The organism is Janthinobacterium sp. BJB304 (assembly GCF_002735765.1).
GTDB lineage: Bacteria > Pseudomonadota > Gammaproteobacteria > Burkholderiales > Burkholderiaceae_D > Janthinobacterium.
The window spans coordinates 1-19,457 of record NZ_PDZN01000005.1 but is presented as its reverse complement, the minus strand read 5'-3'; the positions used below and the strand labels follow the sequence as shown (position 1 = coordinate 19,457).

Genomic DNA, 19,457 nt, shown 5'->3' with positions numbered 1-19,457 from the left:
TTTACTCGACGACTCTTGCCCGCAACGCGTCGAATGCGCGCGCAAATTCCGCGCGCCAGTCCCGCCGCGTGGACTCGTCTATCCAGGCCGCGTCCAGACCATTCAACATGAAGCCGCGCATGTCGTCGAGGCCGAAGCCGAATTCGCGCATCATCATCCAGGCGCCCGTCGGCGTCACGTGGTGCAGGGTCGGATCGTCCGTGTTCGGATGCAGTTTCAGGCCCAGCTTGGCCATGGCGCGGATCGGGTGATCGAGCGCCCAGCGCTCGGGCGCCAGTGTGCGCAGATAATACGAATTGGTGGGCACCACCGTAAACACCAGGCCCCGTTCCACGCAGCGCTGCGCCAGCTCGGGGTTGTCGACGATCGTGTAGCCATGGTCGACCCGGTCCACCTGCAATTCGTCTATCGCCGTCGCCACATTCATCCACGGCATGCCGAATTCGCCCGCATGCGCCGTGCACTTGAAGCCGGCGGCGCGCGCGGCGCGATAGGCTTCGATGAACAGTTCGGGCGGACGGTCGTTTTCGCGGTAGTCGATGCCGATGCCGATCACTTCCGGCGCGCGGTACGCCTTCATCCACTCCACCATCTGCACGGCTTCGGCGGGAGCCGCTTCACGGTCGATGCTGGGGATCAGACGGCCGATCACGCCAAAATCCCTTTGCGCGTCGCGGATGGCGGCCACGATGGCGTCTTGCGCCGACTCGTAGCGGATGCCCGACACGCGCACGGTGCCGGTCGGATTCCAGAAGAACTCCGCGTAGCGCACCCCGTGGCCATGCACGTCTTCCAGGTATTCGTAGGCGAGGCAATACAGGTCCGTCGGCGAGACGATCAGGTGCGCGTCGAGCGCGCGCAGCACGCGCAGCACGCCGACGGGCTTGTCGCCGCGTGTATAGAACGCGTCGATTTCCTCGGGGGTGACGACATTGCCCGTCTTGGCGGCCAGCGCGCGGAAAGTGGCTTGCCGCACCGTGCCGAACAGGTGGCAATGCAGCTCCACCTTCGGCATGGCGCGTAAAAACTGTTCGATGCTCAGGGGTGAATTAGACATGAAGCTCGTTTCGTAGTGAAGTGGGTCAGACGAGAATGGCGGCCAGGCGGCGCATCAGGCGCTCGATGGCGGCGGGGCCATCGGCCAGCATCGCCACTTGCGTGTTGATGGCGGCGCGGCGCGGCACGCGGAATTCGCACACCGTCATGCCGCGCGTCAGTTCGCCCGTCAATTCGATGGCCACGTGAGCCGGCTGGAACTGGAACAGCTGCGGCGCTTCCAGATACAGGGCCACCACCGGGTCGTACATGGGCATGGGCACGGAACCGTCGCTGCTGCGGATGCGCACATACGCTTCCAGGTAGCCGGCCAGACGCAGGGCGCGCGGCGTGCCGAGGGCGCGCAGGCGCTCCACTTCCGCATTCGTCACCAGGAGCTGGCGGCACAGGTTCAGGCCGAACATACGCAGCGGAATACCGGATTTGAACACCTGGGCGGCCGCTTCCGGGTCCGCATAGATATTGAATTCGGCCGCCGCCGTATGGTTGCCCTGGTCGGTCGAGCCGCCCATCAGGATGATTTCGACGATCTTGCCCGCGATATCGGGCGCGCGGGACAAGGCCGTGGCCAGGTTCGTCATCGGTGCGATCGCCATGATGGTGATCTGGCCGGGATGCTTGCGCACGGCGGCGATCAGCGCGTCGACGGCGTGGCCTGCAGCGTCACTGGCCGCACCGGGCGGCAGGATGTCGCCCGTGGTCGGCATGCCGCTGTCGCCGAGGATGCGCTGCGCCGTCTCGATGACGCCGGCCAGCGGTTCTTCGCAGCCGCGGTAGATCGGCACCGTCAAGCCGTCATGGGCCTTGATGCGCAAGGCGTTGTCGTAAGTGATGGCGACGGGTGCATTGCCCGCCACCACGCTCACGCCCAGCCACTCGATGTCGGGATTGCTGCCCAAGAGCAGCATCGTCAGCCAGTCGTCGAAACCGGGATCGGTGTCGAGCCAGATCTTTTTCAAGGGTTGGGTCATGATGGTTTCCAGTTAAAAAATCAGGCAGCCAATCAGGCAGCCAAACACAGGGCGCTGTCGGACGGCAGTACGAACGAGACGGCCGTGCCTTCGCGCCAGGCGGCGCCGCCGGCCGCGCAAATACCCTTGACCTGGCCCAGCGGCGTTTGCAGCAGGTATTCAACGGTGTCACCCAGGAAGCCGCGCGCCAGCACGGTGCCAGGGTACTGGCCTGCTACGTCGTCGGCGGCGCAGACGCGCACCTTGTCCGGACGCCAGCCCAGCACCGTGGTGCCGGCAGCGACGGGGGACGTGTACGGCAGGCTGGCACCGGCGTGGTGCAGCGCGCCGTCGCGGTAGTCGAACAGGTTCTCGAAGCCCATGAAGTTGGCCACAAAACGCGTGGACGGCGTATTGAAGACGGCTTCCGGCGCGGCCAGCTGCTCGATGCGCCCGCCGTTCATGACGACGATGCGGTCGGACAGGGCCAGCGCTTCTTCCTGGTCATGCGTCACGTACAGCATGGTGATGCCCAGTTCGCGCTGGATGCGGCGCAGCTCGGCGCGCATCTGCACGCGCAGCTTGGCGTCCAGGTTCGACAGCGGTTCATCGAGCAGCAGCAGGGCCGGTTCGACGACGATGGCGCGCGCCAGCGCCACGCGCTGCTGCTGGCCGCCCGACATCTGCGCCGGCAAACGCGTCTCGAACCCCGTCAGTCCCACGGCGGCGATCACGGCTTCCACTTTCGTTTTCAGCAGCGCCGGCGCCACCTTGCGCAGGCGCAGGCCGAAAGCGATGTTGTCGTACACGTTCAGGTGCGGGAACAGCGCATACGACTGGAAGACCATGCCGATATTGCGTTTATTCGGCGCCAGCTTGCCGATTTCGCGGCCGTCGAGCACGATGCGGCCCGACTGCAGCGGCATCAGGCCGGCAATGGCGCGCATGGTGGTGGTCTTGCCGCAGCCGCTGGGGCCCAGCAGGGAAATCAGCTCGCCCTGCTCGACGTGCAAGTCCAGGTCTTTCACGGACGTCGTGTTCTTGGCGTAGCCGAGGTTCAGCTTGTGCAGTTCCAGATAACTCATCGTGTGTTGCCTCTTACATGTATTTAGAAATGCCCAGCACCTTCTCGGTCACCATCACGAAGGCCATGGTGAACAAGACCAGCAAGGTCGACAGGGCAGCGATCGACGGATCGAAACTGTTTTCCATATGGCCCAGCATCTCGATCGGCAAGGTGCTGATGCCGGGGCCCGTGAGGAACAGCGAGACGGGCACCTGGTTGAACGAGGTGACGAAGGCGAGGAAGAAGGCGGCGATCACGGCGTTGCGGATATTCGGCAGCACGATCATGAAGAACGCGCGCAGGCGCGACGCGCCCAGGGTGATGGCCGCGTCCTCGATATCGACGCGCAAATTCACCAGGCTGGCGTACACGACGCGCACCGAGTACGGAATCAGCAGCGCGATATGGCCGATCAAGAGGCCCACGTACACGGGCGCATTGATCGTCAGCACCAGGTGGTGCAGCAAGCCCAAACCGACCAGGATGGCGGGAATGATCAGCGGCGATGTCAGGATTTGCCGGATGGCGCCGATACCGGGCGGCGGCATGCGCGAAAACGCATACGCGACGGGGATGCCCAGCAACAGCGCGATGACGGTGGCGATCAGGCCGATTTCCAGGCTGGTCTGGAAGGCGCGGCGGAACTCGGGCGCAGCCCACACTTCGAGGATCCAGCGCAGCGAATACGATTCGGGCGGGAACGCCAGGGTTTCGCCGCCGGAAAAGCCCGCCAGCACGACGATGGCGAAGGGGCCCAGCAGGAACAAAAACACCAGCCACAGGACGGCGCGCGAGAATAAGCTTTCTTTCATACGGAGCTCCGGCTCGAGGAAATACGTTTAAGGCCGGCATTCACCAGCAGGGTCATGCAGACGAGGATGACGGCGATCACATTCGCGGCACCGAAATCGCTCTCCACGCTGACCTTCTGGTACAGCAGCGTTTCCAGCATCAGCACCTTGGTGCCGCCCAAGAGGGCCGGCGTCACGTAGGCCGTCACGCAGCCCGTAAACACCAGCGTGCCGCCGACCACCAGGCCTTCCTGCGTCAGCGGCAGGGTGACCTTGCAGAATACTTGCCATGGATTCGCGCCCAAAGTCGCCGCGGCCGGTTCCACGTCGCGCGGCAGGTTTTCCAGCGCGCCCGCCAGCGACATCAGCATCAATGGCAGCAGCAATTGCAGCAGGCCGACAAAGACGGCGAATTCGCTGAACAGCAAACGCAGCGGCTCGTCCGTGAAACCCATGTTGACGAGCGCCGCGTTGAGGGCGCCGTTACGGCCCAGCAGCACGATCCACGCATAGGTACGCGCGATCGGCGAGACCATCAGCGGCAGAATCATCATGCCGACCACCAGACCGCGCCACTTCGGCGACACGCGCGCCACGGCTTGCGCGGCCGGATAGCCGAGGATAATGGAAGCGAGCGTCACCAGCGCGGCGATGCGCAGGGTGCGCCAGAAGATGGTGCGGTTGAATTCCTGCGAGAAGAATGCAACGAAGCGCTCAACACCCCACTGCATGCCGTCGCCGACGCGGAAGGCGTCGATCAGCAAGGCCAGCACGGGCAGCAGGAAGCAGACGACGATAAAGATCAGCGCGGGCAGGACCAGCAGCAGTCCCAGGCGCTTTTTTGGATCAGCAAACATGGTGTTTTCTCCTCGTCACCACTATTTGCTCATGGCCTTGTTCCACTGCGTCATCCAGTTGCTGCGCTGTTTGATGATGGTTTCCGGCTTGACGAACTTCAGCGAGCTGATTTGATCGGCGCCATAGGTATTGAATTGCGCGGCCGCCACCGACAGGCGCACGTCCTTGTTGACGGGCGAGTCGACCAGATTGGTCGCCAGCTGCGTCTGCACTTCCTTGGACAGCCAGAAATCCATCAGCTGGTAGGCCAGGTCCGCATTCTTCGACCCGGCAACGATGCCCATCACGTTCATGCCGGCCGCCTGGCCTTCGGCCGGGATGCTCCACTTCAGGGGCAGGCCCGTCTTGAGCATTTGCGACCAGGTAAAGCGCGCCACGGGCGCGGCCCAGATTTCATCCTGCGCAAACAGGGCGGCCAGCTGCGCGCTGTTTTTCGAGAACGTGACGACGTTGCCCTTCATGCCGACGATCTTCGCAAAGCCCGTGGCGTAGTCGTCCGTCTTGCCGCCCCAGGCCGCGTCGGCCATGCGCAGCATCAAGGGACCCTGCGTGGTGCTCACGTCGGGGAAGGCCACGCGGCCCTTCAGTTCGGGGCGCCACAGGTCCTTCCAGGACGTCAGCGGGGCAACCTTGTCGCTGCGGTACACCAGGCCGACCGAGTACAGCGTGTAGCCGACGGCGAAGTTGCCGCCGATGGGGTTTTTCGCCACGTCATACAGGGCTTTGTAATTGCTCAGTTTGGAATAATCCATGGGCTGGATCACGCCCTTCTGCGCCGCTTCCAGCATGCCGGAATCGGACAGCAGCACCAGGTCGATCACCGGGTTCTTGGCGTGCACCACCAGCTTGGCGATGCGGTCCGCGTTATTCCCCGTTTCCACCTTGATATCGCACCCGCATTTGGCCTTGAACGGCTCGTACACATACTTCATGAACAAGGGCTGGGCAATCGGATAGGCCGAAATGACCAGCTCGCGTTTTTCCGCGTGGGCGGCGTTGGCCAGCAAGCCTAGGCTCAACGCCAACATGAGGTGCTTTTTCAAGATGCTTCCTTTCAGGGGGCGGCGCTGCGGAACAGCGCCTGTAAAGATGAATCAGAATCAGAAATAATGTCGCATGCCAACGATCAGCACGCTTTGCGTCTTGCCGCCCGAGGCGCCGAAGCCGAACACGCGGGCGAACGTCGCATCGCCGGCCGCTTTCTGGTAGCTCCAGGTGATGGCGACATCGGTGCGCTTGGACAGGAAGTAATCGGCCTGGAAGTTAACCTGATGCCATTTCGGCGTCTTGTTGATCACGTCATATTTACCAGTCGTATAGAAATACGACGCGCCCAGGTTCAACGCTTCCGTCAGCTTGTGGTTCACGTTCAAGTCCACGTTCTGCAGGGTCAGATTGCTTTGATCCAGGTAGTGGTAGCGCACATTGGTGTACAAGGCGCCAAACTTGGTCTTGCCCACATTATAAAAGCCTCCCGTGCCGGCGATGGCCTGGCTGTCCACGCCGGCGCCCTTGACGGCGCTCTTGTTGAAGATCAACAGGGAACTGGCATAATCATTGCCGATGGCGCCATTCGGCGCATCGGGGCTGTTCGGGCGATCCATCTTGGTGTAGGCGACGGCCCAGCTGAAGGCATCGACCTTGTAGCCGGCACCCATGCTGTAGACGCGGTTGCGGTTCGAATCTTCCGGGTTCTCGCTGAAACCATACAAGCCCGTGAACGACAGGTTGCTGATATTCGGGCTGACATACTTGACGGCGTTTTGCACGCGCAGGTTGTTGTAGCCATTGTCGTTGTCGCCGATGTGCACGCCGTTACTGGCGATGACCACGGGACCCAGCAGATCCTTGACGGCTTCGTACTGGCGGCCGAGGGTCAATGTGCCCTTGTCATTGCTGGACAAACCCACATACGACTGGCGGCCGAACAGACGGCCGCTTTGCGAAGCCGTGCCCGTCATCACGTTAAAACCGTTTTCCAGCACGAAGATAGCCTTGGTGCCATCGCCCAGGTCTTCCTGACCGCGGAAACCGATGCGGGGATTCTGATTCGTGCCGCTCAGCGCATGCGTGCGGCTGCCTTTGCCCTCATCCGACACATAGCCGATACCGGCCGACAGCAGTCCATACACTTGCACGCTGCTTTGCGCCTGCGCCGCGCCCTGCGCCGCCAGCAAGCCACCCACTACCATCGTTCCCGTCATCCATTTGTTCATCGCCGCCACCCTAAAAAGAATAAACCCTGAGTTTTTTTGGAATTATTTTATTGATGCATCCCTTGCATGGCGCGCCGCCGCACGTGCCGGCACCGCATTCCAGGCGCTTCTCCTGAATATTGTTGCTTTCAAGACAAGTAAGGACCAGTCCAGAATATGGTAAATTGCGGGATAAGAAAATTTGTTTATTTTTATAAATCCATTACTTTTTCTAATAAGCAACGCCCATGCATGAACTGAGCAAGAAAATTTCCTTACGACATTTACAAGCGTTTTCCACCCTAGCCCGGGTAAACAGCTTCAGCAAGGCTGCACAGGAATTGTGCGTGACCCAGCCGGCCCTCAGCGCGTCGATCAAGCTGCTGGAAAATCAATTGGGAAAAAAGTTGTTTAACCGCACAACCCACCAGTTGGAATTGACGCGCGAAGGCAAGCTGGCGCTCGACTACGCTACGCATTTATTGAATACGGCGAGCAATACCTTTGCCGATATCCAGCGCGCCATCGGCAGCGGCCGGCACCGCATCCGCATCGGCGCGATTCCCTCTGCCATGGCGATGACGGCCGTCGTGGTGGCGCGCTACTGCGAGCAGCATGGCGATGAGGTGGAAATCGTCCTGTCGGACATGCCCAACGACGGCTTGCTGCATGCGCTGCATTCGGGCCAGCTGGACTTTTGCGTGGGCATCGAGGTGCCCGGTTCCGTCTCGCTGGAAAGCGTGGGCTTGTTCGAAGACGAGCTGGTCTTGGTGACGGCGGGACGCCATGCGCTGGCGCCGCTCAAGGAAGTGCGCTGGGAACAGCTTGCGGGCCAGGAGATCGTCGTGTTTACCAAGGGCAGCATCTGGGAGTTCGCCTCGAGCGCCCTGCGCCAGCATGGCTTGAGCCCGTCAAACCTGTACCAGATGATCCACAGCGAATCGCTGTACGGCGTGGTGCGCGCCGGCATCGCCGTGGGTATCATGCCCAGCCTGTACACGACGTTCCTCAACGACGAGGACCTGCATGTGGCGCCCCTGCGCCAGCCCACGTGCAAGCGCAAGATCGCCTTGATGCGGCGCAATGAAATCAGCCGCAACCACCATGTCGATGATTGCTTTTCAGCCCTGCGACAGGATTTGCAGCAGGTCGATCAGTGGTTTTAAGTTAAAACTCAAGCAGGTGCCTTCAGCAGATTCGCCAGCGCCACGTATTGCTCCAGGCCCACCGTTTCCGGACGCAGGGTCGGGTCGATGCCGGCCGCCTTGATCTGCTCTTCCGTAAACATGCCGGCTAGGCAGTTGCGGATCACCTTGCGGCGCTGCGAGAAGGCCTTCATGACTACCGCTTCCAAAGTGGCCTGGTCGCAGGCCAGGCGCTCGGCCACGGGAATCATGCGCACGATGGCCGACTCCACTTTCGGCGGCGGATCGAAGGCCGTCGGCGGCACGATGAACAGCAGCGACATCTTGTAGCGCCATTGCAGCATCACGGACAGGCGGCCATACGCCTTGCTGCCCGGTTCGGCCACCATGCGTTCGACCACTTCCTTTTGCAGCATGAAATGCTGGTCCTGCACCAGCGGCGCGAAGTCCGCCAGGTGGAACAGCAGGGGGCTGGAAATGTTATATGGCAAGTTGCCCACGATGCGCAGCTTCTGACCGGCTGGCACGGGGATTTGCGCGAAATCGAATTTCAGCGCGTCGCCCGAATGGATCGTCAGCTTGGCCGGATTAAACGTTTTTTCCAGACGCACGATCAGATCGCGGTCCAGTTCCACCACATGCATCTGTTTCAAATGGCGCAGCAGCTGCTCCGTCATGGCGCCCAGGCCGGGGCCGATCTCGACCATGGCATCGTCCGGCTGCGGCCCGATGGCGGCCGTGATGTCGTCGAGGACGAAGCGGTCATGCAGGAAGTTCTGGCCAAAGCGTTTGCGGGCAACGTGTTTCATAATGTGTTTTCTATCAATGCGGTAAAGCCGGCACAGGCCGGCGGGATCGTTGAGCAGGCAGCGTCGGGTTACGCCTTGCGGCTAACCCGACCTACGCTCTGGTCGGGGTGCTGGCGCGCAGCATGTCGAGCGCCGTTCGCAGGGCCTGTTCCATGCTGTGGCAATCGGCCAGGCCCAGTCCTTGCGCGGCCAGGTCCAGCGCCGTGCCATGGTCGACCGAAGTGCGGATCAGCGGCAAGCCCAGGGTGATATTGATGCCGCGCCCGAAGGTCGCGTATTTCAGCACCGGCAAACCCTGGTCGTGGTACATGGCCAGCACGCAGTCGGCGTCCGCCAGATATTTTTGCTGGAACAAGGTGTCGGCCGGGTACGGTCCGCGCGCATCGATGCCGCGCGCTTGCGCCGCGGCAATCGCCGGGGTGATGACATCGATTTCCTCGCGTCCCAGATACCCGCCCTCGCCCGCGTGCGGGTTCAGGCCGGTGACGAGGATGCGCGGCGCGGCGATGCCGAATTTCTGTTGCAAATCAAGCTGGAGAATATCCAGGGTGACGGCCAGGCTGTCCATCGTGATGGCAGCGGACACGTCCTTCAATGGCAAATGCGTGGTGGCCAGCGCCACGCGCAGGGTCGGCTGGCCGTGGCCCGGTTCGCCGGCCAGCATCATCACCACTTGCGGCGTGCCGGTTTTTTCTGCCAGGTATTCCGTATGCCCGGAAAAGGCCACGCCCGCGTCGTTGATCGTGCTCTTTTGCAAGGGGGCCGTGACCATGGCGCCAAACCAGCCCGCCTGGACACCTTCCACGGCCGCGTCCAGGGTAGCGAGCACGGAACGCCCGTTTTCCTTGTCCAGCACGCCAGGAATGACATTGTTCACAGTGGGAATATCGATCACGGCCAGGCGGCCGGGACCGAACTGGGGCAAGCCGCTGTTGCGCACGGCTTGCAGCGACAGCGCCGCCAGGCGGATCTCCGGATCGATCAGGCTGGCCGTCAGCGCCAGGAGGGCGGCGTCGCCCAGCAGGATGCAGTTGACTTCATTGCGCATGGCCCAGGCCGCGCGTATAGAGATTTCCGGGCCGACACCGGCCGGTTCGCCACAGGTGATGGCGATGGCCGGACGGCGTGCAAGGGGCAAGTTACTCATGCGCAATGAATCAGCAGCATTACTGGTCGTCCGCGCGGAATTCGACGTAAGCACGGTCGCGCACTTCGCGCGCCCAGTTTTCCGTCGCTTCTTCCAGCTTGCGTTCGCGCAAGGCATTGCGTGCGGCAGCACGTTTCTTCTCTTTCGAGACGTCGTCGCTCTTACGTTCCAGCACTTCGATCAGATGGAAGCCAAAGCTCGATTCGATCGGCTGGCTCACTTCGCCCGGTTTCAGCGCATTCATCGCCGTTTCAAATTCCGGCACGGTGTCGCCCGGATACAGCCAGCCCAGGTCGCCGCCTTTGGCCGCGGAACCGTCGTTCGAGAACAAACGGGCCAGGTCTTCGAACTTGGCGGCCTTGTTGTCGAGACGTTCTTTCAATTCCAGCAATTTACGCTTGGCTTCGGCCGCCGACAGGGTTGGCGTCACTTTCAGCAGGATATGGCGGGCATGCGTCTGCTGCACGGCGGCGACAGCTTGTGCCTCGGCAGCGCTGCGGCGGTCCACCAGTTTCAGGATATGGAAGCCCGTGTTGCTCTTGATGATAGGCGTAATCTGGCCCGGCTTCAATTTCAGCAGCTGTTCCGTGAACAGGGGCGGCAGGCGGTCGCTCTGGCGCCAGCCGATATCGCCGCCGCTCAGCGCATCGCTGGCGTCGGAATAGGTGGCGGCCATCTTGGCGAAATCGGCGCCCGTGCGCAGCTGGCGGCTGACTTCTTCGGCGCGCGCGCGGCGTGCGGCGATTTGTTCGGGGCTGGAATTTTCCGGAATGCGCACGAGAATTTGCGCCAGGTTCAGCTCCACCTGTTCGCTGGCTGCCGCTTTTTCCGCTTCCAGGAAGTTATCCACTTCGGAATCGGAAATCTGGATCTTGGCGTCGACTTCGTGCTCGCGCAAACGCTGCATGATGATTTCATCGCGGATTTCTTCGCGGAAGGTCGCAAACGGCGTGCCTTCCTTTTCCATCTGGTTGCGCAGCTCTTGCACCGTCATCTTTTGCTGTTCAGCAATACGGCCAATCGCGCGGTCCAGGGTCAGGTCATCCACGCGCACGCCCATTTCCTTGGCCAGCTGCATTTGCGCGCGCTCGACAATCATGCGTTCGAGCAACTGGCGGCGCAGGTCGGCAGGGTCGGGAAGCGGGATATTCTGCGCTTTCATGCGCTGCTCCACGCTCTTGATGCGGGCCGCCACTTCATTGCGCGTGATCACATCGTCATTGACGACAACGGCGATGGAGTCGATGGTCTGGCCACTGCTCGACGCAGGGGGCGTGAAGCCCTTGACTGGCGCTGGGGCAGCGGCAGCGGGCTTGGCCGCAGGCGCTGGCGCAGCCTGTTGCGCCCAGACACTACTGGTCGTTGCGCCGGAAATGGCGCACAACAAAACCGTTGCAATTTTGAGTTGGTGCATACTGGCATTACGCATAATGTGTAGAGCGCTCATGAGTTCAGGTGAATAAAAAAACCGGTTTGTGCCAGCGCCGGGGACACCGGCGGCGGCAACGGTGACTATCTTAACGGAGTGGCTGGCTCAATGTCTGGTAACCAGGGATAGTTTTTGTAAAAGTTTCCAGGCCATTCGCACCCAGGCCCAGCCCACTCGACAAGCCCGTCAATTCCAGCTGGAAGAAGATCGGCGTCGAGACAGTCTTGGTCGTCGTCACGAAACGCTGCGCCCCCATGCGGAACACCCAGCAGTCGCCCTTGTATTCGAGGCCGACCAGGCTTTCCAGTATGCTGCGATCCTTGATGGAGTAACTGATGCGGCCCACGCCATACAGGCGGTCCGTCAACGGCCACTGCGTCGACACTTCCGCATTACGCAGCACGCCACGTTGAAAACGGTTACTGAAATTCAATACTTTCTTGGCAGCAGGCTGATATTGGAAGGTGTAGTTGTAGCTCATCAACTGGCGATCGCTGGGATTGTACTGCACCAGGCTGTCGACGGCCCAAGTCTCGGACACCCGGCCCGTTGCGGCCAGCAGGATATCGGAACGCGACTGGTTGACGGGCGTCGTCGAATTGAGCTGCACGCGCTGGTCGGCAAAATAGAAACGCTGGCCGAAGGTCAGGCGCATGCGCTCCGTGCCGTCCGATTGCAGGAAGCGCGATACGACGGCGGCCGTGACCTGGTTGGCGTCGCCGATGCGGTCGCTGCCGACAAAACGGTTTTCCGTGAATATCTGCGTCAGGTTGAACGTGCCATCGGCCGTATCGAAGTTCGGAAACTGCGACTGGTCGCGGTACGGCGTGTAGACGTAGAACAGGCGCGGCTCCAGGGTTTGCGTGCCGCCCTTGGTGCCAAACAGATTCGTGTCGCGTTCAAACACCAGGCCGCTGTCGACCGAGAAGGTCGGCACGGCGCGCGTAAACGAGGTCGTTTTAAACAGCGCCTTGGTCCGGGCGTCATTGTCGAGCTGATACGCGCTGGCATTCAGCATCAGCTTGGGCGTGATGAAGTAGCCAGGGCGCATGATGGGAAAACTCACCTGCGGCACGGCCACGAGACGCGAGCCTTGCACCTGTGTCGGATGCGCGAAGCGCGTCGCTTCCGCGTCAAAGGTCCAGTCGAAACCGCCCCAGACATCGTATTTGCCAGCATGGAAGTTCACCGCCGGCAAACGGTCATACGGGCGTGGCACGACCACGTTGGGATCGGGATCCTGCAGCACCTGGTAATTCTGCACGCGCGCCGTCAGGCTCCAGTCCTCGGTACGATAATCGGTGCGCAATTCGCGCAGCAACTGGCGCTCGGTGGCGGTGGCGACGGTTTTCGAAAAATCGTTCGGGTAATTATTGTCCGACGCCTCGCGCAGATCCCAGCTGTAACTCCAGCCCTTGGCCAGCGCCTGCTCATGCTTGGACTTGATCATGTAGCGGTTGGTCTTGGTCTGCTTGTCGTTCGGCAAAAATTCAAACGACGTTTCACCGCTGTACAAGCCGGCATCCGTCTCGCCCATGTAGCGGCCCGTCGCACCGAGCTGGATGCCGCGCCGCTGGATGTAGCGCGGATACAGAGTCAGGTCGCGGTTCGGCGCGATGTTCACGTAATACGGCATCAGCAGCTCGAAACCGTTCTTCGAGGCAAAGCCCGGCGTGGGCGCCAGCCAGCCCGAGCGGCGCGCACCCGACAACGAAAACGACATGCCCGGCGTGCCCAGGATCGGCACGTCCTTGAAATAGATGATGGTCTTGCTGCCGGTGCCCACGTCGCGGCCCGTATCGAGGTTCAAGGTGCTCGATTTCAGGTACCAGTCCGGATTCGGCCCTTCGCAGGTACTGTAGGTGCCTTCGATAACATTGGCTTCGTCTGGATTGATGAAGTCGACGCGCTCGGCCTTGCCCTGGCCGCCGCCCACTGCGAAGCGGTAAGTCGGGTTGAGCAGGAAACCCTTGCCGGTCTCCATGTTCAGCTTCAGGACGTCACCCGTGTAGTAATCGCCGAAACGCCACATCTTGATATGGCCCTCGGCGTCGAACTGATCTTCAACTTGTTTGTAACAAGCTGTATCGGCCGTCATTTTTGTGGTTTTTCCGCGCTCAATCACGACATTCTGGTCGAGATTGATCTCTCTTTCCGGTCGACCGTTCATGCTGTTCGCCGTCATGACGGTAGGCGCGTCGGGATCTTCCACATGAACCGGACGCGGTGCTTTCTGGGCGTGGACAGGCACCGTCGTGGCGGCGACGAGCGCGCTGATGGCGAAAGCCCAGCGCTGCGAAGGGGGGGAGGCCGAAAACCAGCTCATGAATTGGAAGGGGCAAGCACCATTGACAGGCGATTTTTTGATTTGAATCCCTTATTATATGGGAATACGCACCATCAACCCGATTCCACAGGCCGCTTAATGTCATTCTCCCCCAATTCCTCCACCGCGCCGGTCTCCGCCGACGCTCGCCTGACCCTGTTGAAAGCCTGGTTGACCTCGCTTAACCTCGTCGCGCCCGAATCCGCCCGCCCAGCTTCCAGCGATGCCAGTTTCCGCCGCTACTACCGTCTCGATGTGCTGCCAGGTAACACAACATTGCCAGGAAAGACACTGATCGCCATGGATGCGCCGCCCGAGCGCGAAAACGTGCCCGCCTTTGTCAAGGTGGCCGGCTTGCTGAAAGGCGCCGGCGTGTCCGTGCCCGAAATCATCGCGCAAGACCTGGAACAGGGCTTCCTGCTGCTGTCCGACCTGGGCACGACCACGTATCTGGACGCCCTGAACCACGACAACGCCAGCGTGCTGTACGCCGAAGCGCTGGAATCCTTGATGAAAATCCAGCTGGCCAGCGCCCCCGACGTGCTGCCCGAATTCGACCGCGCCTTCATCCTGCGCGAAATGAATCTGTTCCCGGAATGGTTTATCGGCAAGCACCTGGGCGCCACCTTGACGGATGTGCAACAAACCCAGCTGGACAAGGTCTTCGAAGCCATCACGGCGAATATCTTGTCGCAGCAGCAAGTATTCATGCACCGCGACTACCATTCGCGCAATTTGATGCACATCAACGATGGTTCGATCCCCAATCCCGGCATCCTCGACTTCCAGGATGCCGTCTTCGGTCCCGTCACCTACGATATCGCCTCGCTGCTGCGCGACGCATATATCCAGTGGGACGAGGAACTGGTGCTCGACTGGGTGATCCGCTACTGGCAGCGCGCCAAGCAGCTGGGCTTGCCGGTGAATCCCGACATCGATGCCTTCTACCGCGATTTCGAATTCACGGCCCTGCAGCGCCACCTGAAAATCCTCGGCCTGTTCGCGCGCCTGAACTACCGCGACGGCAAGGATCTGTACATGGGCGACCTGCCGACCGTGCTCGACTACGTGCGCAAGACGGCCAACCGCTACACGGAACTCAAGCCGCTGGTGCGCTTATTGGACGCCCTGGAAAACAAGACCCCACAAGTGGGCTATACATTCTGATGACTTCAGAGCAATTTACAAAATAAATCAGAAAACGAGTATTCCATGAAAGCCATGATCTTTGCCGCAGGCCGCGGTGAACGGATGCGTCCGCTTACCGATACCTGTCCCAAACCGCTGCTGAAAGTGCGCGGCCGTCCGCTGATCGTCTGGCATGTGCTGAACCTGGTGCGCGCCGGCATCACGGACATCGTCATCAACCATTCCCACCTGGGCCACCTGATCGAGGAAACCCTGGGCGACGGCAGCGCGTATGGCGCGCGCATCGCGTACTCGCCCGAGACCACGCCGCTGGAAACGGCGGGCGGCATCGCCCAGGCGCGCCACTTGCTGGGCGAGGAACCGTTCCTCGCCATTTCCGGCGACATCTATTGCCCGTATTTCGATTTCAAGCAAGTGCTCGACGTGCTGGCCGACAAGGATGTGCTGGGCACGCCGTATCCGGCCGACCAGCGCGACATCGCCTGGACCTACCTGGTGCCCAATCCCGACTTCCATCCCAAGGGCGATTTCGGCCTGACCTTGTTCGCGATCAACAATACGGACGAGACCAAGTGGACCTTCGCCAATATCGGCGTGTACCGTCCTGAAATGTTCGACGGCATCGCGCCCGGCAGCCACGCCAGACTGGGCGATTTGCTGCGCCAGTACGCGGACCAGGGCCGCGTAGGCGGCGAAGTCTATACCGGAGAGTGGACGAATGTGGGTACGCCGGCACAGCTCGACGTACTCAACGGCGTCACGGCCAAGGCCAGCGCAACATGATGGCCAATTACGCGGCACGGCGCGCGGCGCTGCTGGCGCAGATGCTGCCGGGCAGCGTCGCCATCCTTGCCACGGCGCCCGAAGTGCCGCGCAACAGCGATTGCGATTATCCGTACCGTCACGACAGCTATTTCTATTACCTGAGCGGCTTTACGGAACCCGACAGCGCACTGGCGCTGGTGGCCGCCAGCGCCACAGCCCCGGCGCGCGCCATCCTGTTTTGCCGCGCCAAGAATACGGAGCGCGAAATCTGGGACGGTTTCCGCCACGGCCCCGAGGCGGCGCGCATCAGCTTCGGCTTCGACGCCGCCTTCCCCATCGAGGAACTCGACGTCGAAATGACGCGCCTGCTGGCCGACTCTCCCGCCATCTACTATGCGCTGGGCGGGAGCCTTGATGCGCAGGTGAAGCTCTGGCGGCACAACGTGCGGCAAAAGGCCCGCAGCGGCGTCACGGCGCCCGCCATGGCGCATGACATCAATGGCATGCTCGACGCCATGCGCCTGCTGAAAGACACGCAGGAACAGCAGCTGATGCGCCGCGCCGCCGCCATTTCCAGCGCCGCGCACGTACGCGCCATGCGCGCCGCGCGGCCCGGCCTGCACGAATATGCGCTGGAAGCGGAGCTGCTGTACGAATTCCGGCGCAGCGGCGCGCAGTTTCCCGCCTATTCCTCCATCGTCGCGGGCGGCGGCAACGCCTGCATCCTGCACTACAGCGCCAATGACGCGGTATTAAAAGACGGCGAGCTGGTCTTGATCGACGCCGGCTGCGAACTCGATGGCTATGCCTCGGACATCACGCGCACCTGGCCCGTCAACGGCCGTTTCAGCGGCCCGCAGCGGGCGCTGTACGAGCTAGTGCTGGCGGCGCAACAGGCGGCGCTGGACATGGTGCGCCCCGGCTTGCCGCACAGCGCCATCCACGAAGCGGCCGTGCAGGTGCTGGCGCAAGGTATGCTGGACCTGGGTTTGCTGGACCGGCAAAAAAGCGGCAGCGTGCAGGACGTCATCGCCAACAAGGCCTATATGCCCTTCTACATGCACGGCACCAGCCACTGGCTGGGCATGGACGTGCACGACGTGGGCGCCTACCGCGACACGGATGCGCCCGGCAAGCCTTGGCGCGCTTTGGCACCGGGCATGGTGCTGACAGTCGAACCGGGCATCTACGTGCGTCCGGGTACGGGCGTGCCGGAGCAGTTCTGGCACACGGGCATCCGCATTGAAGACGATGTGCTGGTCACGCCGCAAGGCCATGAAGTCTTCAGCTCGGCGCCCAGGAGCGTCGCTGAAATCGAACAACTGATGTCACAGGATTAACCCCGCCGCATGCATACACCGTCCACTTTCGATTTCGCCATCTGCGGCGCAGGCCCCGTCGGCATGGCCCTGGCCGCCCTGCTGGTGCAGCGCGGCAGCCGCGCCGCCGGCATCGCCCTGCTCGACGCCAAATCCATCGAACAGGCCCGGCGCGACCCGCGCACCATCGCCCTGTCGCACGGCAGCCGCCAGATACTCGAAGAAGCGGGCGCCTGGCCCGTCGAGGCGACGCCTATCCACCAGATCCACGTCTCGCGCCGCGGCCAGTTCGGGCGCAGCCTGATGGACCGCAGCGAGCATGGCGTCGAGGCGCTCGGCTACGTGGCCCGTTACGGCGCCGTCGTCAGCGCGCTGGCCGACGTGTGCGAGCGCCTGGGCGTGGCCAGCCTGCGTCCGGCGCTGGTGACGGGCAGCGCGGAGGATGCCGATGGCGTCAGCGTGCAGCTGGAACAGGAAGGCGCCGCCTCGAGCTTGCGCGCCAGCCTGCTGGTGCAGGCCGAGGGCGGCCTGTTCGGCCAGCAACCGGAACGCGCCGTCAGCCGCGATTATGGCCAAAGCGCCATCATTGCCCATGTGCGTACAAGCGCTCCCATCGCGCATCGCGCCTACGAGCGCTTCACCGACGAAGGTCCGCTGGCGCTGCTGCCGCAGGACGACGGCTACGCGCTGGTGTGGTGCGTGCCGCCCACGCGCGCCGAACAATTGCTGGCCCTGGACGACGCTGCCTTCCTGGCCCGCCTGGGCGCCGCCTTCGGCAGCCGCCTGGGAAGCTTTACGCACACGACGGCGCGCCTGGCCTATCCGTTGGGCCTGAACGCGCAGGCGAGCGGCACGGCGCGCACGGTCGCCATCGGCAATGCGGCGCAAACCCTGCATCCGGTGGCGGGACAGGGCTTGAACCTGGGCCTGCGCGACGCTGCCGTGCTGGCCCGCGTGCTGGCGCAGGACAGCAGCCCGGCCGGGCTGGAACGCTACGCCAGCCTGCGCCAGGCCGACCGGGGCCTGACCGTGCGCGTCACCGACACCATGGCGCGCATCTTCACGGGCAGCGCCCCCACGCAAGGCTTGCTGGGCCTGTCGCTGGGCTTGTTAGACGTTTTCAGCCCCGCGCGCAAAAGCCTGGCCACCCTGATGATGTACGGCCGCCGCTGAACCTTAACAATAAGTAAAGGGCACGGGCGAAAAAGAAACAGGGAACATCTCCGGCATGGAGTAAACGGCCCGCGGATGCGACAATGGCTGTCACCTGGTTTTTGGCGACCGTTCCATGACAGATGCATTGCCCGCAGCACCGCCTGCCGCTCTTCCCGAAGTACTCTTTTCCCGCCTGCTGGAAGACGCCCTCGACGCCGTCATCATCATCGACGAGCAGTGCCGCATCCGCTATATCAACGGCGCCATGCAGGCGCTGTCGGGCTATGCCAGCGGGGAATTGCTGGGGCAGACCCTGAACGGCCTGCTGCCCGACGCCGTCGGCGCGCAGCACGACAACCACGTGATCAATTACATCCGCAGCTCGCGCACCTCCAGCGTGCTGGGCAAGATACGCGAATTCGCCATCCGCCACCGCGATGCGCAAATGATTCCCATCGAAATGAAGGCGCTGGACCTGGGCGTGGTCGACGGCATCCGCTATTTCGGCGCCTTCTTGCTCGACGTGCGCGAACGGCGCGAACTGGCGGCAAAGAACGCCAGCCTGCTGGCGCAGCTGGAACAGCAAGCGCTGCACGATGCGCTGACGTCGCTGCCCAACCGGCGCGCCTATGAAGCGCAAGCCGAGCAGGCGATGGCGCGCGCGGCACGCAGCGGCGCCGCCCTGACCGTGGGCGTGGCCGACCTCGACCATTTCAAGAAGATCAACGACCGCTACGGCCATGCCGTGGGCGACGCCGTGCTGCGCACGGTGGCGCAGGCGCTGCGCGACACGGGACGCATCACCGACGTGGCGGCCCGTCTCGGCGGCGAGGAGTTCGGCCTGCTGTTCCCCGACGCCAGCCTGCGGCAGGCGCACAAGGTGGCCGAACGCATCCGCGCCGCCGTGGCCGCCGCCATCACGCCTTTGCCCGATGGCGGCGAACTGCAGGTGACCATCAGCATCGGCGTGGCCTCCCTGACGGCCGGCGCCAGCCTCGACGCGGCCATGTCGGATGCCGACAAGGCCCTGTACGCGGCCAAGCACCAGGGACGCAATAAAGTCGTCGCAGCCTGAAGACAAGCGTAGGTCGGATTAGGCGGGGCCGCCGAGGCCGAAGGCCGTAATCCGACAACATTGTTGGCCCCAATACGTCGGATTACGCGGGGCTTTGCCCCGCTAATCCGACCTTGTATTATTCCCCTCATGCCGTTCGTGGTATTGCGAACGGTATCGACCGCTGTCAAAATCTTGGTAGGCATATCAAGACCGGGTAACTGGATGCCGTATCCGCCCTTA

17 protein-coding genes are annotated in these 19,457 nt (G+C 62.4%); 6 read left to right on the top strand and 11 right to left on the bottom strand.

What is annotated here, in order from left to right:
• Position 1: 1 nt before the first annotated feature.
• Genes CSQ95_RS07270 through CSQ95_RS07240 form a run of 7 tightly spaced genes read right to left on the bottom strand, consistent with a single transcriptional unit; the run spans position 2 to position 6,937 of the window.
• Positions 2 to 1,057, bottom strand: coding sequence for an adenosine deaminase (locus CSQ95_RS07270; RefSeq protein WP_099409011.1), 1,056 nt, complete (start codon positions 1,055 to 1,057; stop codon positions 2 to 4).
• A 25-nt stretch (positions 1,058 to 1,082) separates the two neighbouring features.
• Positions 1,083 to 2,027 (bottom strand): nucleoside hydrolase, encoded by a 945-nt coding sequence (locus CSQ95_RS07265; protein WP_257217976.1) that lies wholly within the window; start codon positions 2,025 to 2,027, stop codon positions 1,083 to 1,085.
• A 32-nt stretch (positions 2,028 to 2,059) separates the two neighbouring features.
• Positions 2,060 to 3,091: an ABC transporter ATP-binding protein gene (locus tag CSQ95_RS07260; protein ID WP_099409010.1), complete on the bottom strand. Its 1,032-nt coding sequence runs from the start codon at positions 3,089 to 3,091 to the stop codon at positions 2,060 to 2,062.
• 13 nt (positions 3,092 to 3,104) lie between these two features.
• Positions 3,105 to 3,884, bottom strand: coding sequence for an ABC transporter permease (locus CSQ95_RS07255; RefSeq protein WP_070290842.1), 780 nt, complete (start codon positions 3,882 to 3,884; stop codon positions 3,105 to 3,107).
• Positions 3,881 to 4,720: an ABC transporter permease gene (locus CSQ95_RS07250; protein ID WP_070311744.1), complete on the bottom strand. Its 840-nt coding sequence runs from the start codon at positions 4,718 to 4,720 to the stop codon at positions 3,881 to 3,883. The genes CSQ95_RS07255 and CSQ95_RS07250 overlap by 4 nt, the downstream gene beginning before the upstream one ends.
• Before the next feature lie 21 nt (positions 4,721 to 4,741).
• Entirely contained in the window at positions 4,742 to 5,764 is a 1,023-nt protein-coding gene (locus CSQ95_RS07245) for an ABC transporter substrate-binding protein (RefSeq protein WP_230501729.1), read from the bottom strand.
• A gap of 57 nt (positions 5,765 to 5,821) precedes the next feature.
• Complete coding sequence (locus CSQ95_RS07240; protein WP_227742059.1) at positions 5,822 to 6,937, bottom strand: porin; 1,116 nt, start codon at positions 6,935 to 6,937, stop codon at positions 5,822 to 5,824.
• A 227-nt stretch (positions 6,938 to 7,164) separates the two neighbouring features.
• On the opposite strand from CSQ95_RS07240, the gene CSQ95_RS07235 reads away from it, so the two are divergent.
• On the top strand, positions 7,165 to 8,082 hold the full coding sequence (locus tag CSQ95_RS07235) for a LysR family transcriptional regulator (protein ID WP_099409009.1): 918 nt from the start codon (positions 7,165 to 7,167) through the stop codon (positions 8,080 to 8,082).
• Between the two features lie 8 nt (positions 8,083 to 8,090).
• On the opposite strand, the gene rsmA is transcribed toward CSQ95_RS07235, so the two are convergent.
• The 4 genes from rsmA to CSQ95_RS07215 form a co-directional block, all read right to left on the bottom strand.
• Positions 8,091 to 8,870 (bottom strand): 16S rRNA (adenine(1518)-N(6)/adenine(1519)-N(6))-dimethyltransferase RsmA, encoded by a 780-nt coding sequence (gene rsmA, locus CSQ95_RS07230; protein ID WP_034745667.1) that lies wholly within the window; start codon positions 8,868 to 8,870, stop codon positions 8,091 to 8,093.
• 91 nt (positions 8,871 to 8,961) lie between these two features.
• Positions 8,962 to 10,017 (bottom strand): 4-hydroxythreonine-4-phosphate dehydrogenase PdxA, encoded by a 1,056-nt coding sequence (gene pdxA / locus CSQ95_RS07225; RefSeq protein ID WP_099409008.1) that lies wholly within the window; start codon positions 10,015 to 10,017, stop codon positions 8,962 to 8,964.
• Between the two features lie 19 nt (positions 10,018 to 10,036).
• Positions 10,037 to 11,431: a peptidylprolyl isomerase gene (locus CSQ95_RS07220; protein ID WP_227742060.1), complete on the bottom strand. Its 1,395-nt coding sequence runs from the start codon at positions 11,429 to 11,431 to the stop codon at positions 10,037 to 10,039.
• 103 nt (positions 11,432 to 11,534) lie between these two features.
• Complete coding sequence (locus tag CSQ95_RS07215) at positions 11,535 to 13,772, bottom strand: LPS-assembly protein LptD (RefSeq protein WP_099409007.1); 2,238 nt, start codon at positions 13,770 to 13,772, stop codon at positions 11,535 to 11,537.
• A gap of 99 nt (positions 13,773 to 13,871) precedes the next feature.
• On the opposite strand from CSQ95_RS07215, the gene CSQ95_RS07210 reads away from it, so the two are divergent.
• From CSQ95_RS07210 to CSQ95_RS07190, 5 genes are all read left to right on the top strand, one after another.
• Complete coding sequence (locus CSQ95_RS07210) at positions 13,872 to 14,939, top strand: aminoglycoside phosphotransferase family protein (RefSeq protein WP_070220587.1); 1,068 nt, start codon at positions 13,872 to 13,874, stop codon at positions 14,937 to 14,939.
• A 45-nt stretch (positions 14,940 to 14,984) separates the two neighbouring features.
• Entirely contained in the window at positions 14,985 to 15,704 is a 720-nt protein-coding gene (gene murU / locus CSQ95_RS07205) for an N-acetylmuramate alpha-1-phosphate uridylyltransferase MurU (protein ID WP_099409006.1), read from the top strand.
• Positions 15,704 to 17,026, top strand: a complete 1,323-nt coding sequence (locus CSQ95_RS07200; protein WP_180278995.1) for an aminopeptidase P N-terminal domain-containing protein — start codon at positions 15,704 to 15,706, stop codon at positions 17,024 to 17,026. Before murU ends, CSQ95_RS07200 begins: the two co-directional genes overlap by 1 nt.
• A gap of 9 nt (positions 17,027 to 17,035) precedes the next feature.
• On the top strand, positions 17,036 to 18,178 hold the full coding sequence (locus CSQ95_RS07195) for a UbiH/UbiF/VisC/COQ6 family ubiquinone biosynthesis hydroxylase (protein ID WP_099409004.1): 1,143 nt from the start codon (positions 17,036 to 17,038) through the stop codon (positions 18,176 to 18,178).
• Positions 18,179 to 18,293: 115 nt separating this feature from the next.
• Positions 18,294 to 19,235: a sensor domain-containing diguanylate cyclase gene (locus tag CSQ95_RS07190; RefSeq protein WP_099409003.1), complete on the top strand. Its 942-nt coding sequence runs from the start codon at positions 18,294 to 18,296 to the stop codon at positions 19,233 to 19,235.
• Positions 19,236 to 19,457 lie beyond the last annotated feature (222 nt).